12 protein-coding genes and 1 tRNA gene are annotated in these 15700 nt (G+C 60.4%); all 13 read left to right on the forward strand.

The genetic code is table 11. The features are described from left to right. The coding region (locus DN824_RS21620) for an EF-Tu C-terminal domain-related protein (RefSeq protein WP_349751581.1) at window positions 1–415 on the forward strand (415 nt) is incomplete at its 5' end. A 52-nt stretch (window positions 416–467) separates the two neighbouring features. Next, window positions 468–543, forward strand: a tRNA-Trp gene (locus DN824_RS21625). A gap of 42 nt (window positions 544–585) precedes the next feature. Further along, window positions 586–954 carry a preprotein translocase subunit SecE gene (gene secE, locus DN824_RS21630; RefSeq protein WP_138410385.1) on the forward strand — a complete coding sequence of 123 codons (369 nt, stop codon included), beginning with the start codon at window positions 586–588 and terminating at the stop codon, window positions 952–954. A gap of 9 nt (window positions 955–963) precedes the next feature. After that, window positions 964–1497, forward strand: coding sequence for a transcription termination/antitermination protein NusG (nusG, locus tag DN824_RS21635; RefSeq protein ID WP_138410386.1), 534 nt, complete (start codon window positions 964–966; stop codon window positions 1495–1497). Between the two features lie 112 nt (window positions 1498–1609). Beyond that, entirely contained in the window at window positions 1610–2041 is a 432-nt protein-coding gene (rplK, locus tag DN824_RS21640; protein ID WP_041110223.1) for a 50S ribosomal protein L11, read from the forward strand. Beyond that, on the forward strand, window positions 2041–2736 hold the full coding sequence (gene rplA / locus DN824_RS21645; RefSeq protein ID WP_138410387.1) for a 50S ribosomal protein L1: 696 nt from the start codon (window positions 2041–2043) through the stop codon (window positions 2734–2736). The genes rplK and rplA overlap by 1 nt, the downstream gene beginning before the upstream one ends. A 202-nt stretch (window positions 2737–2938) precedes the next feature. After that, window positions 2939–3439 carry a 50S ribosomal protein L10 gene (gene rplJ, locus DN824_RS21650; protein WP_138410388.1) on the forward strand — a complete coding sequence of 167 codons (501 nt, stop codon included), beginning with the start codon at window positions 2939–2941 and terminating at the stop codon, window positions 3437–3439. A gap of 72 nt (window positions 3440–3511) precedes the next feature. Then, window positions 3512–3880 carry a 50S ribosomal protein L7/L12 gene (rplL, locus tag DN824_RS21655; RefSeq protein WP_138410389.1) on the forward strand — a complete coding sequence of 123 codons (369 nt, stop codon included), beginning with the start codon at window positions 3512–3514 and terminating at the stop codon, window positions 3878–3880. A 215-nt stretch (window positions 3881–4095) separates the two neighbouring features. Further along, window positions 4096–8166: a DNA-directed RNA polymerase subunit beta gene (gene rpoB, locus DN824_RS21660; RefSeq protein WP_138410390.1), complete on the forward strand. Its 4071-nt coding sequence runs from the start codon at window positions 4096–4098 to the stop codon at window positions 8164–8166. 65 nt (window positions 8167–8231) lie between these two features. Beyond that, on the forward strand, window positions 8232–12431 hold the full coding sequence (gene rpoC, locus DN824_RS21665) for a DNA-directed RNA polymerase subunit beta' (protein ID WP_138410391.1): 4200 nt from the start codon (window positions 8232–8234) through the stop codon (window positions 12429–12431). A 132-nt stretch (window positions 12432–12563) separates the two neighbouring features. Next, the gene (gene rpsL, locus DN824_RS21670; protein WP_003280832.1) at window positions 12564–12935 is read left to right on the forward strand and encodes a 30S ribosomal protein S12; all 372 of its coding nucleotides are present in this window, start codon (window positions 12564–12566) and stop codon (window positions 12933–12935) included. Window positions 12936–13033: 98 nt separating this feature from the next. Further along, on the forward strand, window positions 13034–13504 hold the full coding sequence (rpsG, locus tag DN824_RS21675) for a 30S ribosomal protein S7 (protein WP_138410392.1): 471 nt from the start codon (window positions 13034–13036) through the stop codon (window positions 13502–13504). Window positions 13505–13533: 29 nt separating this feature from the next. Further along, on the forward strand, window positions 13534–15669 hold the full coding sequence (fusA, locus tag DN824_RS21680; RefSeq protein WP_138410393.1) for an elongation factor G: 2136 nt from the start codon (window positions 13534–13536) through the stop codon (window positions 15667–15669). The last annotated feature ends 31 nt before the right edge of the window (window positions 15670–15700 follow it).

Here is a 15700-nt window from a genome sequence, read left to right on the forward strand (position 1 = left end):
CGGTGTCGAAATGTTCCGCAAGCTGCTCGACGAAGGTCGTGCCGGTGAGAACGTCGGTATCCTGCTGCGCGGCACCAAGCGTGAAGACGTCGAGCGTGGCCAGGTACTGGCCAAGCCGGGCACCATCAAGCCGCACACCAAGTTCGAAGCTGAAGTGTACGTGCTGAGCAAGGAAGAAGGCGGTCGTCACACCCCGTTCTTCAAGGGCTACCGTCCGCAGTTCTACTTCCGGACCACTGACGTGACCGGTAACTGCGAACTGCCGGAAGGCGTCGAGATGGTAATGCCGGGCGACAACGTGAAAATGGTTGTCACCCTGATCGCTCCGATCGCCATGGAAGACGGTCTGCGCTTCGCGATTCGCGAAGGTGGCCGTACCGTTGGTGCCGGCGTGGTTGCCAAGATCTTCGAATAATCGATTGATCTGATCTGTTCGGGCCGGCATAATGGTCGGCCTGACTCTTTATAGGCCAGTAGCTCAATTGGCAGAGCGGCGGTCTCCAAAACCGCAGGTTGGGGGTTCGATTCCCTCCTGGCCTGCCATTTTCAATATCGAAACTGGCAGTCTTTACAGGGTTCTCGCAGATGAATGTCAAGGCAGAGGTCACGGGCTCGCGCTTCGATCTGGTGAAGTGGCTGGTTGTGGCTGCTTTGGTAGTCGTTGCCGTTGTAGGTAATCAGTATTACTCGGCTGAGCCGATCCTCTACAGGGTCATGGCGCTGCTGGTGGTTGCAGTGGTTGCTGCGCTGATTGCTCTGCAGACCGCCAAAGGGCGTTCGTTCTTCGCGTTGGCGAAGGAGGCGCGTGTCGAGATCCGTAAGGTCGTTTGGCCGACCCGCCAGGAAACTACGCAGACCACGCTCATCGTCGTGGCTGTCGTGCTGGTGATGGCGCTGCTGTTGTGGGGGCTCGATACCCTGCTCGGTTGGCTGGTTTCTATGGTCGTAGGTTAAGGGTGGCTCGTGGCTAAGCGCTGGTATGTCGTGCATGCTTACTCGGGTTACGAGAAGCATGTGATGCGTTCATTGATCGAGCGCGTCAAGCTTGCCGGAATGGATGATGAGTTCGGCGAGATCCTCGTTCCCACTGAAGAAGTGGTCGAGATGCGTAACGGTCAGAAGCGCAAGAGTGAGCGCAAGTTCTTTCCGGGTTACGTGCTCGTGCAGATGGATATGAACGAAGGCACCTGGCACCTGGTCAAGGATACGCCTCGTGTCATGGGCTTTATCGGTGGTACGGCCGACAAGCCGGCTCCAATCACCGATAAAGAGGCTGAGGCGATTTTGCGTCGCGTTGCCGATAGCGGTGACAAGCCCAAGCCTAAGACGCTGTTCGAGCCGGGTGAGGTCGTTCGCGTTACGGACGGTCCATTCGCCGACTTCAATGGTGTCGTCGAAGAAGTCAATTACGAAAAGAGCCGGATCCAGGTCGCTGTGCTCATTTTCGGTCGTTCAACTCCGGTTGAGCTGGAGTTCAGCCAGGTCGAAAAGGCCTAGTTGGGAAGGCATCCCGCACCCCGCAGCTGTTTGCTGCGGGGTTTTGTTGTCACTGGGATAAATAGATAAGTCTGGGGAGCCGAAAGGCGCTATCACCCATAACGGAGTAGCTATGGCTAAGAAGATTCAAGCTTATATCAAGCTTCAGGTTAAGGCCGGTCAGGCCAACCCGTCGCCGCCAGTTGGTCCTGCGCTGGGTCAGCACGGCGTGAACATCATGGAGTTCTGCAAGGCGTTCAACGCGCGTACCCAAGGCCAGGAGCCCGGTCTGCCAACGCCTGTGATCATCACTGTATACAGTGATCGCAGCTTCACGTTCGAGACCAAGAGCACGCCTGCGGCCGTTCTGCTGAAGAAAGCTGCCGGCATCACCAGCGGCTCCGCTCGTCCCAACACCCAGAAGGTTGGCACTGTCACCCGCGCTCAGCTCGAAGAGATCGCGAAGACCAAGAATGCTGATCTTACCGCTGCTGATCTCGAGGCTGCCGTGCGTACCATCGCCGGCTCCGCGCGCAGCATGGGCCTGAACGTGGAGGGTGTGTAATGGCTAAGTTGACCAAGCGCCAGAAGGCGATTGCCGAGAAAGTAGAAGCCGGCAAGCAGTACGGGTTCGAAGAGGCCGCTTCGCTGCTGGCAGAGATCTCTGCCGTGAAGTTCACCGAATCCTTCGATATCGCTATCAACCTTGGTGTTGATCCGCGTAAATCCGACCAGGTCGTTCGTGGCGCTACCGTTCTGCCGAACGGCACTGGCAAGTCCGTGCGCGTCGCTGTGTTCACCCAGGGTCCCGCTGCCGAGGCGGCGCTGGCTGCCGGTGCCGATCGCGTTGGCATGGATGAGCTGGCTGCCGAAATGAAAGGTGGCGATCTGAACTATGACGTCGTGATCGCCTCTCCGGATGCGATGCGCGTTGTCGGTCAGCTGGGCCAGATCCTCGGTCCTCGCGGCTTGATGCCGAACCCGAAGGTCGGCACCGTGACTCCGGACGTTGCGACCGCGGTCAAGAATGCCAAGGCTGGTCAGGTGCGCTTCCGTACCGACAAGAACGGCATCATCCACACCTCCGTGGGCAAGGTCGGCTTCGAGGCGGGTCAGCTCAAGCAGAACGTCGAAGCCCTGCTGGCAGACCTCAAGCGTCTGAAGCCGTCGACTTCCAAGGGTATCTACGTCAAGCGCGTGACCCTGAGCACCACCATGGGTCCTGGTCTGGTCATCGATCAGGCGTCCCTCGAGGCGTAATGAACAAGGCCTGCCTCGGCAGGCCGGCAAGTTTGGGGTCCCTGCCTGGCGGGGGCTATCCAAGACCGTAGGCGGCGCGAGTCTTAAACCCGAAGAGCGATCTTCGAGCCTACGCAGAGGTGCTCCCGATTCGTACCGAATCAGACACCAATCACCGTCCGGTTTCGACCGGATGTATCGGTAACATCCAGGAGTAAATCCCGTGGCAATCAAACTCGAAGACAAGAAGGCCATCGTCGCTGAAGTCAACGAGGCTGCCAAGTCTGCCCTGTCCGCTGTCGTGGCTGATGCCCGTGGCGTGACCGTAGGGGCCATGACCGGACTCCGTAAAGAGGCCCGCGAAGCTGGCGTATACGTACGTGTCGTACGTAACACCCTGCTGCGCCGCGCCGTTGAAGGCACTCAGTTCGATGTCCTCAACGATGCGTTCAAAGGCCCGACCCTGATTGCGTTTTCCAATGAACATCCGGGCGCTGCCGCTCGTATCTTCAAGGAATTCTCCAAGGGTCAGGACAAGTTCGAGATCAAGGCCGCTGCGTTCGAAGGTCAGCTCATTGCAGCCAACCAGATCGACGTGCTGGCAACTCTGCCGACTTACGACGAAGCCGTTTCCCAGCTGATGAGCGTGATTCAGGGCGCTACCAGCAAGCTGGCTCGTACTCTGGCAGCCGTTCGCGACCAGAAAGAGGCCGCTGCCGCCTGAGGCGCAGTACCGCTTTTCACTTTTTGATTTTTGATGGCCGCAGGCCGTCCCTACCTTACAGGAACTAGAGTCATGGCTCTGACCAACGAAGATATCATCAACGCCGTATCCGAAATGTCCGTCATGCAGATCGTTGAACTGATCAAGGCGATGGAAGAGAAGTTCGGCGTTACCGCCGCTGCCGCTGCTGCTGCCGGCCCTGCCGCTGCTGCTGCCGTGGTTGAAGAGCAGACCGAATTCACCATCGTCCTGGCCGAGGCTGGCGACAAGAAGGTGAACGTGATCAAGGCCGTTCGCGAGCTGACCGGTCTGGGTCTGAAGGAAGCCAAGGCCGTCGTTGACGGCGCCCCGGGCGTGGTCAAGGAAGGCGTATCCAAGGAAGAGGCCGAAGCGGCCAAGAAGTCCCTGGAAGAAGCTGGCGCCAAAGTCGAGCTCAAGTAAGCGACGACCTTGCGTCTACAGCCTGAGCGACTCGCGTAAGGCTGATGGCTGGTGGCTTTTGCCACCGGCCTTTTTCCGTTATAGGCAGCCTGTCGGCAGGCCTGATAGTGGAACAAGCACCCGCTGGGTGCCGCGGATCACTGGATTCGCACGATTTTCTGGCCACTCCCGCCGGGAGAGGCCAAACAAGCAGGTGACCAAGCTGGGGAACGCTGATGGCTTACTCATACACTGAGAAAAAACGTATCCGCAAGGACTTTAGCAAGTTACCGCACGTGATGGATGTGCCGTATCTTTTGGCCATCCAGCTGGATTCGTATCGCGAATTCCTGCAGGCGGGAGCGACCAAAGATCAGTTCCGCGACGTCGGCTTGCATGCGGCCTTCAAATCCGTTTTCCCGATTATCAGCTATTCCGGCAATGCAGCGCTGGAATACGTCGGCTATCGCCTCGGCGATCCGGCATTCGATGTCAAGGAGTGCGTTCTGCGCGGCGTGACCTTCGCGGTTCCGCTGCGGGTTAAAGTGCGCCTGATCATTTTCGACAAAGAGTCGTCGAACAAAGCGATCAAGGACATCAAGGAGCAGGAAGTCTACATGGGGGAAATCCCCCTGATGACCGAGAACGGTACCTTCATCATCAACGGTACCGAGCGTGTCATCGTCTCCCAGCTGCACCGTTCGCCTGGCGTGTTCTTCGATCACGACCGTGGCAAGACCCACAGCTCGGGCAAGCTGCTGTACTCCGCGCGCATCATTCCCTACCGCGGTTCCTGGCTGGACTTCGAGTTCGATCCGAAGGACGCCGTGTTCGTTCGTATCGACCGTCGTCGCAAGCTGCCGGCTTCGGTGCTGCTGCGCGCGCTCGGCTACGCCACCGAGGAAATCCTCGACGCCTTCTATGACACCAACGTCTTCCATGTGAAGGGTGAGACCCTCTCGCTGGAGCTGGTTCCCCAGCGCCTGCGTGGCGAGATCGCGACCTTCGACATCAAGGACCAGAGTGGCAAGGTCATCGTCGAGCAAGGTCGCCGCATCACGGCCCGCCACATCAATCAGCTCGACAAGTCCGGCATCAAAGAGCTGGAAATGCCGATGGACTACGTACTGGGTCGCACCACTGCGAAGGCGATCGTGCACCCGGCTACCGGCGAAATCATCGCCGAGTGCAACACCGAGCTGACCGTCGAAGTGCTGGCCAAGATCGTCAAGGCCCAGGTGGTGCGTTTCGAGACGCTCTACACCAACGATATCGATTGCGGTCCGTTCATCTCCGATACGCTGAAGATCGACTCGACGGCCAATCAGCTCGAAGCGCTGGTCGAAATCTATCGCATGATGCGTCCCGGCGAGCCGCCAACCAAGGACGCCGCCGAAACGCTGTTCAACAACCTGTTCTTCAGCGCCGAGCGTTACGACCTGTCCGCCGTTGGCCGGATGAAGTTCAACCGTCGTATTGGTCGTACCGAGATCGAAGGTCCCGGCGTTCTGTCGCGCGAAGACATCGTTGCGGTGCTCAAGACCCTGGTCGACATTCGTAACGGCAAGGGCGTGGTGGACGATATCGACCATCTCGGCAACCGCCGTGTGCGTTGCGTCGGCGAAATGGCCGAGAACCAGTTCCGAGTAGGTCTGGTGCGTGTCGAACGCGCGGTCAAGGAACGTCTGTCGATGGCCGAAAGCGAAGGCCTGATGCCGCAGGACCTGATCAACGCCAAGCCGGTCGCGGCGGCGGTGAAGGAGTTCTTCGGTTCCAGCCAGCTGTCGCAGTTCATGGACCAGAACAACCCGCTTTCGGAAATCACCCACAAGCGCCGCGTTTCTGCGCTCGGCCCGGGTGGTCTGACCCGTGAGCGCGCAGGCTTCGAAGTGCGCGACGTGCACCCGACCCATTACGGTCGCGTATGTCCGATCGAAACTCCTGAAGGTCCGAACATCGGCCTGATCAACTCGCTGGCCGCCTATGCGCGGACCAACCAGTACGGCTTCCTCGAGAGCCCGTACCGTGTGATCAAGGATGGTGAAGTCACCGACGACATCGTGTTCCTTTCCGCGATCGAGGAAGCCGACCACGTGATCGCTCAGGCCAGCGCCAAGCTCGAAGGCCGCAAGCTGGTCGACGAGCTGGTGGCCGTGCGTCATCAGAACGAGTTCACCGTCAAGGCGCCGGAAGACGTCACCCTGATGGACGTATCGCCCAAGCAGGTCGTGTCCGTCGCCGCGTCGCTGATCCCGTTCCTCGAACACGACGACGCCAACCGCGCCCTGATGGGCTCGAACATGCAGCGTCAGGCCGTACCGACCCTGCGTTCGGACAAGCCGCTCGTGGGTACCGGCATGGAACGCAACGTGGCGCGCGACTCCGGCGTCTGCGTCGTGGCCCGCCGTGGCGGCGTGATCGACTCGGTCGATGCCAGCCGCATCGTGGTGCGCGTCAATGACGCCGAGGTCGAGACCGGCGAAGCGGGTGTCGACATCTACAACCTGACCAAGTACACCCGTTCCAACCAGAACACCTGCATCAACCAGCGTCCGCTGGTGAACAAGGGTGACGTGGTGGCGCGCGGTGACATCATGGCCGACGGTCCGTCCACCGACATGGGTGAGCTCGCGCTCGGGCAGAACATGCGCGTCGCGTTCATGCCCTGGAACGGCTACAACTTCGAAGACTCCATCCTGCTGTCGGAGCGTGTGGTCCAGGAAGATCGTTTCACCACGATCCACATTCAGGAACTGACCTGCGTCTCGCGCGACACCAAGCTCGGTCCAGAGGAAATCACCGCGGACATCCCGAACGTGGGTGAGGCGGCGCTGAACAAATTGGACGAGGCGGGCATCGTGTACGTGGGTGCCGAGGTCGGCGCCGGCGACATCCTGGTCGGCAAGGTCACGCCGAAAGGTGAAACCCAGCTGACGCCGGAAGAGAAACTGCTGCGGGCGATCTTCGGCGAGAAGGCCAGCGACGTGAAGGACACCTCCCTGCGCGTGCCGACCGGCACCAAGGGCACCGTCATCGACGTCCAGGTCTTCACCCGTGACGGCGTCGAGCGCGACTCGCGAGCGTTGGCCATCGAGAAGATGCAGCTCGACGAAATCCGCAAGGACCTCAACGAGGAGTTCCGCATCGTCGAGGGCGCGACCTTCGAGCGTCTGCGCTCGGCCCTGGTCGGCGCAACGGCCGAAGGCGGTGCGGGCCTGAAGAAAGGCACCGTCATCAGTGACGAGTTCCTCGACGGCCTCGAGCACGGTCAGTGGTTCAAGCTGCGCATGGCCGAGGACGCGCTCAACGAGCAGCTGGAAAAGGCGCAGGCCTACCTGTCCGACCGCCGCCTGATGCTCGACGACAAGTTCGAAGACAAGAAGCGCAAGCTGCAGCAGGGCGATGACCTGGCTCCGGGCGTGCTGAAGATCGTCAAGGTGTACCTGGCGATCAAGCGTCGTATCCAGCCGGGTGACAAGATGGCCGGCCGTCACGGTAACAAGGGTGTCGTCTCGGTGATCATGCCGGTCGAAGACATGCCGCATGATGCCAACGGCACGCCGGTCGACATCGTGCTGAACCCGCTGGGCGTACCGTCGCGTATGAACGTCGGTCAGATCCTCGAGACTCACCTGGGCCTCGCGGCAAAGGGGCTTGGCGAGAAGATCAATCGCATGCTCGAAGAGCAGCGCAAGATCGCCGAACTGCGCAGCTTCCTGCAGGAGATCTACAACGAGATCGGTGGCCGTCAGGAAAACCTCGACGAGTTCTCCGATAACGAGATCCTCGAGCTGGCGAAGAACCTCAAGGGCGGCGTGCCGATGGCCACGGCCGTGTTCGATGGCGCCAAGGAAACCGAGATCAAGGCCATGCTGAAGCTGGCCGACCTGCCCGAGAGCGGCCAGATGCGTCTGATCGACGGCCGTACCGGCAACCAGTTCGAGCGTCCGACCACTGTCGGCTACATGTACATGCTCAAGCTGAACCACCTGGTCGACGACAAGATGCACGCGCGTTCCACCGGTTCCTACAGCCTGGTTACCCAGCAGCCGCTGGGCGGCAAGGCGCAGTTCGGTGGCCAGCGTTTCGGGGAGATGGAGGTCTGGGCGCTGGAAGCCTATGGCGCGGCCTACACCCTGCAGGAAATGCTGACCGTGAAGTCGGACGACGTGAACGGCCGGACCAAGATGTACAAGAACATCGTGGACGGCGATCACCGCATGGAAGCCGGCATGCCGGAGTCCTTCAACGTGCTGATCAAAGAGATCCGCTCGTTGGGTATCGACATCGAACTGGAAACCGAATAACACGCACCGCCTATGCGGCGCCCGGCCAGAAGCCGGCCGCCGCAGGTCCGTGAGGAGGAAAGGCCTTGAAAGACTTGCTGAATCTGTTGAAAAACCAGGGTCAGGTTGAAGAGTTCGATGCGATCCGTATCGGTCTGGCTTCGCCGGAAATGATCCGCTCGTGGTCCTTTGGTGAAGTCAAGAAGCCCGAGACCATCAACTACCGTACCTTCAAGCCTGAGCGTGATGGTCTGTTCTGCGCCAAGATCTTTGGCCCGGTCAAGGACTACGAGTGCCTGTGCGGCAAGTACAAGCGCCTCAAGCATCGTGGCGTGATCTGTGAGAAGTGCGGCGTGGAAGTCGCGCTGGCCAAGGTGCGCCGCGAGCGCATGGCTCACATCGAGCTAGCCTCGCCGGTCGCCCACATCTGGTTCCTGAAGTCGCTGCCGTCCCGTATCGGCCTGCTGCTGGACATGACCCTGCGCGACATCGAGCGCGTGCTCTATTTCGAGAGCTACGTCGTCATCGATCCGGGCATGACCACGCTGGAAAAAGGCCAGCTGCTCAACGACGAGCAGTACTTCGAAGCCCTCGAAGAGTTCGGTGACGACTTCGATGCCCGCATGGGTGCCGAGGCCGTTCGCGAACTGCTGAACCAGATCGACCTGGAGCACGAAATTGGCCGCCTGCGCGAGGAAATCCCGCAGACCAATTCGGAAACCAAGATCAAGAAGCTGTCCAAGCGGCTGAAACTGATGGAAGCCTTCCACGGTTCGGGCAACCTGCCGGAGTGGATGGTCCTGACCGTGCTGCCGGTACTGCCGCCGGACCTGCGTCCGCTGGTTCCGCTCGACGGCGGCCGTTTCGCGACCTCCGATCTGAACGATCTGTATCGTCGCGTGATCAACCGCAACAACCGCCTCAAGCGCCTGCTCGATCTGTCGGCGCCAGACATCATCGTGCGCAACGAAAAGCGCATGCTGCAGGAAGCGGTCGATGCGCTGCTGGACAACGGCCGCCGTGGTCGCGCCATCACCGGTTCGAACAAGCGCCCGCTCAAGTCCCTGGCCGACATGATCAAGGGCAAGCAGGGTCGTTTCCGTCAGAACCTGCTCGGCAAGCGCGTGGACTACTCCGGTCGTTCGGTTATCACCGTCGGCCCGACCCTGCGTCTGCACCAGTGCGGTCTGCCGAAGAAGATGGCCCTTGAGCTGTTCAAGCCGTTCATTTTCGGCAAGCTGGAAATGCGCGGCATGGCGACCACCATCAAGGCTGCCAAGAAGATGGTCGAGCGCGAGCTGCCCGAGGTCTGGGACGTGCTCGCGGAAGTCATCCGCGAACATCCCGTGCTGCTCAACCGCGCACCGACCCTGCACCGCCTGGGTATCCAGGCGTTCGAGCCGGTACTGATCGAAGGCAAGGCGATCCAGCTGCACCCGCTCGTCTGCGCCGCGTACAACGCCGACTTCGACGGTGACCAGATGGCCGTGCACGTGCCGCTGACGCTGGAAGCCCAGCTCGAAGCGCGCGCGCTGATGATGTCGACCAACAACATCCTGTCGCCTGCCAACGGTGAGCCGATCATCGTTCCGTCGCAGGACGTGGTTCTGGGTCTGTACTACATGACCCGCGAAGCCATCAACGCCAAGGGCGAAGGCCGCGTGTTCGCCGACCTGCAGGAAGTCGATCGCGTCTTCCGTGCCGGTGAGGCCGCGCTGCACGCCCGGGTGAAGGTGCGCATCAACGAGACCATCAAGGACCGTGACGGCAGCATCACCCAGAACACCCGCATCGTCGACACCACCGTCGGCCGTGCGCTGTTGTTCCAAGTCGTGCCAGCCGGCCTGTCGTTCGACGTGGTCAACCAGCCGATGAAGAAAAAGGCGATCTCCAAGCTGATCAACCAGTGCTACCGCACGGTGGGTCTGAAGGACACCGTCATCTTCGCCGACCAGCTGATGTACACCGGTTTCGCCTACTCGACCATCTCCGGTGTGTCGATCGGCGTGAACGACTTCGTCATTCCTGACGAGAAGGCGCGCATCATCGATGCCGCCACCGAGGAAGTGAAGGAGATCGAGAGCCAGTACGCCTCCGGCCTGGTGACCCAGGGCGAGAAGTACAACAAGGTGATCGACCTCTGGTCGAAGGCCAACGACGAAGTGTCCAAGGCGATGATGTCGAACCTCTCCAAGGAGAAGGTCGTCGATCGCGAAGGCAAGGAAGTCGATCAGGAATCCTTCAACTCGATGTACATGATGGCCGACTCGGGTGCGCGGGGTTCCGCCGCCCAGATTCGCCAGCTCGCCGGTATGCGCGGCCTGATGGCCAAGCCGGACGGCTCGATCATCGAGACGCCGATCACCGCGAACTTCCGTGAAGGTCTGAACGTACTGCAGTACTTCATCTCCACCCACGGTGCGCGTAAAGGTCTGGCGGATACCGCACTGAAGACCGCGAACTCCGGTTACCTGACCCGTCGTCTGGTCGACGTTGCGCAGGATCTGGTCGTGACCGAGATCGATTGCGGAACCGAACAGGGTCTGTTCATGACGCCGCACATCGAGGGTGGCGACGTGGTCGAGCCGCTGGGTGAGCGTGTTCTGGGCCGTGTGATCGCGCGTGACGTGCTCAAGCCCGGCACCGACGAGGTCATCGTGCCCGCCGGTACCCTGGTGGACGAGACGTGGGTCGATTTCATCGAGCTCAACAGCATCGACGAAGTGGTCGTTCGTTCGCCGATCAGCTGCGAAACCCGCTATGGCATCTGCGCCAAGTGCTACGGGCGCGATCTGGCCCGCGGTCACCAGGTCAACATCGGTGAGGCGGTGGGCGTCATCGCTGCCCAGTCGATCGGTGAGCCGGGTACACAGCTGACCATGCGTACGTTCCACATCGGTGGTGCGGCGAGCCGGACCTCGGCTGTCGACAACGTGCTGGTGAAGAACGGCGGTACCATCCGTCTGCACAACCTCAAGCACGTCGAGCGTGCCGACGGGGCGCTGGTGGCGGTGTCGCGTTCCGGTGAACTGGCGGTCGCCGATGATTTCGGTCGCGAGCGTGAGCGTTACAAGCTGCCGTACGGTGCGGTGATTTCGATCAAGGAAGGCGACAAGGTCGAGGCCGGTACGGTCGTGGCCAAGTGGGATCCGCACACCCACCCGATCGTGACCGAAATGAAGGGTATCGTGACCTTCGTCGGCATGGAGGAGAACATCACCATCAAGCGCCAGACCGACGAACTGACCGGTCTGACCAACATCGAGGTGATGGATCCGAAGGACCGTCCGGCTTCGGGCAAGGACATCCGCCCGGCCATCAAGATGGTCGATGCCAATGGCAAGGAGCTGCTGCTGCCCGGTACCGACGTACCGGCCCAGTACTTCCTGCCGGCCAACGCGCTGGTGGGCGTGGCTGACGGTGCCGAGATCAACGTGGGTGACGTTATCGCACGTATCCCGCAGGAGACCTCGAAGACCCGCGACATCACCGGTGGTCTGCCGCGTGTTGCCGACCTCTTCGAGGCGCGTCGTCCGAAGGAGCCGTCAATCCTGGCGGAAATCAGCGGCACGATTTCGTTCGGCAAGGAAACCAAGGGCAAGCGTCGCCTGGTGATCACCCCGACCGACGGCAGCGATCCGTACGAGGAGCTGATTCCGAAGTGGCGTCACCTGAACGTCTTCGAAGGCGAACAGGTGAACAAGGGCGAAGTCATCTCCGACGGTCCGAGCAACCCGCACGACATCCTGCGCCTGCTGGGCGTCAGTGCGCTGGCCAAGTACATCGTCAACGAGATCCAGGACGTGTACCGGCTGCAGGGCGTGAAGATCAACGACAAGCACATCGAGACCATCCTGCGGCAGATGCTGCGCAAGGTCGAGGTGTCGGAAGTGGGTGATTCGAGCTTCATCAAGGGCGACCAGATGGAGCTGACCCAGGTGCTCGAAGAGAACGAGCGTCTGAGCACCGAGGACCGCTTCCTGGCCAAGTACGAGCGCGTGCTGCTGGGTATCACCAAGGCCTCGCTGTCGACCGAGTCGTTCATCTCCGCGGCGTCGTTCCAGGAGACCACTCGCGTTCTCACCGAGGCGGCGGTTACCGGCAAGCGCGATTACCTGCGCGGCCTGAAGGAAAACGTGGTCGTGGGTCGCCTGATCCCGGCCGGTACCGGTCTGGCCTACCACAGCGAGCGCAAGCGCCGCCGTGAGCTGGATAAGCCGGTCCGCGTGAGTGCCGATGAGGTCGAAGCGGCGCTGACCGAGGCGCTCAACTCGAGCGGTAACTGAGCACGGGCTCCGGAGACGGAGCCTGTCTTGACGGGGTACAGGAAGCTCTTTAGACTCTTGTACCCCTAATTTGGCGGGGCATTGGCCCTGCCATTTTTCGTTTGTGTCGAAAGACAACAGTGGAGCTAGTAGATGGCAACGATTAACCAGCTGGTACGCCAGCCGCGCAAGCGCGTCGTCGAGAAGAGCGACGTCCCTGCGCTGCAGAACTGCCCGCAACGTCGTGGCGTGTGCACCCGTGTGTACACCACCACGCCGAAGAAACCGAACTCTGCACTGCGTAAGGTATGCCGTGTTCGTCTGACCAACGGCTACGAAGTCGCTTCCTACATCGGTGGTGAAGGCCACAACCTGCAGGAGCACAGCGTGGTGCTGATCCGTGGCGGTCGTGTAAAGGACCTCCCGGGTGTCCGTTACCACACCGTGCGCGGTTCGCTGGATACCTCCGGCGTGAAGGACCGTAAGCAGGGTCGTTCGAAGTACGGCGCCAAGCGTCCGAAGTAATCAGAATTTCTATTTATTTGAGTCGATAAGAGTAAGGTCGGGCGTAACGCGAGCGTTACCGTTCCGGGCTAACCTGAAGACCGTTTGAGGGCTTATCAATGCCAAGACGTCGTGTAGCAGCCAAGCGTGAGATCCTCGATGATCCGATGTACGGAAGTCAGATCCTCGCCAAGTTCATGAACCATGTGATGGAAAGCGGCAAGAAGGCTGTGGCCGAGCGCATCGTTTACGGTGCCCTGGATACCGTCAAGACCCGCAAGAACAGCGACCCCCTGGAAATCTTCGAAAAAGCACTCGACGCCATCGCTCCGCTGGTCGAAGTGAAGTCCCGCCGCGTAGGTGGTGCGACTTACCAGGTTCCGGTCGAAGTTCGTCCTTCCCGTCGCAACGCCCTGGCCATGCGCTGGCTGGTGGACGCGGCGCGCAAGCGTGGCGAGAAGTCCATGGCCCTGCGCCTTGCAGGCGAGCTGTTGGATGCCTTCGAAGGCAAGGGCGCGGCGGTCAAGAAGCGTGAAGACGTGCACCGCATGGCGGAAGCCAACAAGGCGTTCTCGCACTACCGTTTCTAATTCCGCATCACTCAATTTGCGAGGGCTTTATGGCTCGTACTACAGCAATTAACCGCTACCGCAACATCGGTATTTGTGCGCACGTCGATGCGGGCAAGACCACCACGACCGAGCGGATCCTGTTTTACACAGGCCTGAGCCACAAGATGGGTGAGGTTCACGACGGCGCTGCGACCACCGACTGGATGGTGCAGGAGCAGGAGCGTGGGATCACCATCACCTCCGCGGCCATCACCACCTTCTGGGAAGGTTCCCGTCGCCAGTACGACAAGTACCGCGTGAACGTGATCGACACCCCCGGCCACGTTGACTTCACCATCGAAGTAGAGCGTTCGCTGCGCGTGCTCGACGGTGCCGTCGTGGTGTTCTGCGGCACCTCCGGTGTCGAGCCTCAGTCCGAAACCGTATGGCGTCAGGCCAACAAGTACGGCGTTCCGCGTATCGTCTACGTGAACAAGATGGACCGTGCCGGTGCCAACTTCCTGCGCGTCGTTGGTCAGATCAAGAACCGTCTGGGTCACACCCCGGTTCCGATCCAGATCGCCATTGGTGCGGAAGATAACTTCGAAGGTCAGGTCGACCTGATCAAGATGAAGGCTATCTACTGGAACGAGGACGACAAGGGCACCACCTATCGCGAGGAAGAGATTCCTGCCGAGCTGGTGGACCTGGCGAACGAGTGGCGCAGCAACATGGTCGAGGCGGCTGCCGAGGCCAATGAAGAGCTGATGAACAAGTACCTTGAAGAAGGCGACCTGTCGGCTGAGGAAATCAAGGCCGGTCTGCGTCTGCGTACCCTGGCCAGCGAGATCGTTCCCGCTGTCTGTGGTTCTTCCTTCAAGAACAAGGGTGTTCCGCTGGTTCTCGATGCCGTCATCGACTTTCTGCCGGCGCCGACCGAGATTCCTGCGATCCAGGGTGTTCACCCGGATCACATCGATGACGGTGACGCGGCTCCGAAGGACGAGCGCCACGCTGACGACAACGAGCCGTTCTCGGCTCTCGCGTTCAAGATCGCTACCGACCCGTTCGTGGGTACGCTGACCTTCGTTCGTGTCTATTCCGGTGTCCTGGAGTCCGGCCAGTCGGTCATCAACTCCGTCAAGGGCAAGAAAGAGCGCGTTGGTCGTATGGTGCAGATGCACGCCAACCAGCGTGAAGAGATCAAGGAAGTGCGCGCCGGCGACATCGCCGCTCTGATCGGCATGAAGGATGTCACCACTGGTGAAACCCTGTGCGATCCAGAGAAGCCGATCATTCTCGAGCGCATGGACTTCCCGGAGCCGGTCATTTCGGTGGCGGTAGAGCCGAAGACCAAGGCTGACCAGGAGAAGATGGGTATCGCGCTGGGCAAGCTGGCCCAGGAAGACCCGTCGTTCCGCGTCAAGACCGACGAAGAGACCGGTCAGACCATCATTTCCGGTATGGGCGAGCTGCACCTGGACATCCTCGTTGACCGCATGAAGCGCGAGTTCAACGTCGAGGCCAACATCGGTAAGCCGCAGGTTTCCTATCGCGAAACCATCACCAAGGACAACGTCGAGATCGAAGGTAAGTTCGTTCGTCAGTCCGGTGGTCGCGGTCAGTTCGGTCACTGCTGGATTCGCTTCTCGACTCCGGACGTGGACGACAAGGGCAACATCACCGAAGGCCTGGTCTTCACCAACGAAGTCGTGGGTGGTGTGGTTCCGAAGGAATACATCCCGGCGATCCAGAAGGGTATCGAAGAGCAGATGAAGAACGGCGTCGTCGCCGGCTATCCGCTGATCGGCCTGAAGGCGAGCGTGTTCGATGGTTCCTACCACGACGTCGACTCCAACGAGATGGCGTTCAAGATCGCGGCTTCCATGGCGACCAAGCAACTGGCCCAGAAGGGTGGTGGTAAGGTGCTTGAGCCGATCATGAAGGTCGAGGTGGTGACCCCTGAGGACTACATGGGTGACGTGATGGGTGACCTGAACCGTCGTCGCGGTCTGATCCAGGGTATGGAAGACACAGTTTCCGGCAAGGTGATCCGCGCCGAGGTGCCGCTGGGCGAGATGTTCGGTTACGCGACCGACGTTCGCTCGATGTCCCAGGGTCGCGCAAGCTACTCCATGGAATTCTCCAAGTATGCCGAGGCTCCGGCGAACATCGTCGAAGCTCTGGTTAAAAAACAAGGTTGATTCAGCCCTTTAGGTAAGAGGTTTACTGTCG

Source organism: Stutzerimonas nosocomialis, from assembly GCF_005876855.1.
GTDB classification, from domain to species: Bacteria; Pseudomonadota; Gammaproteobacteria; order Pseudomonadales; family Pseudomonadaceae; genus Stutzerimonas; species Stutzerimonas nosocomialis.